1 protein-coding gene is annotated in these 236 nt (G+C 34.7%); it reads left to right on the top strand.

Annotation, left to right across the window (positions count from 1 at the left end):
- A partial coding sequence (locus AAEZ18_RS19655; protein ID WP_502935425.1) for a response regulator occupies nt 1-207 on the top strand: 207 nt, incomplete at its 5' end.
- Between the last annotated feature and the right edge of the window lie 29 nt (nt 208-236).

Raw genomic sequence — 236 nt, 5'->3', positions numbered from 1 at the left:
ATAAAAGGAAACCCTAACTTAAAGGGAATTCCGGTTGTTATATTAACTACGTCTAAACAAGAAGAAGACATGGTTAAAGGGTATAACTTAGGTGCTGCATCTTACATTACAAAACCAGTAACGTTTGATGGTTTGGTTGATTTGATGAAAACGCTAGGAAAATACTGGGTAGAATTTGTAGAGCTACCGACAACATTTAACGATTAATGGAGATTGTATGTTAGATAAAGTGACTC

The sequence above is a fragment of the Pseudoalteromonas sp. 19-MNA-CIBAN-0066 genome (assembly GCF_040308705.1).
Taxonomy (GTDB): domain Bacteria; phylum Pseudomonadota; class Gammaproteobacteria; order Enterobacterales; family Alteromonadaceae; genus Pseudoalteromonas; species Pseudoalteromonas nigrifaciens.
Note: the sequence above shows the minus strand (reverse complement) of the source record. Positions and strands in the feature narration are given on the sequence as shown.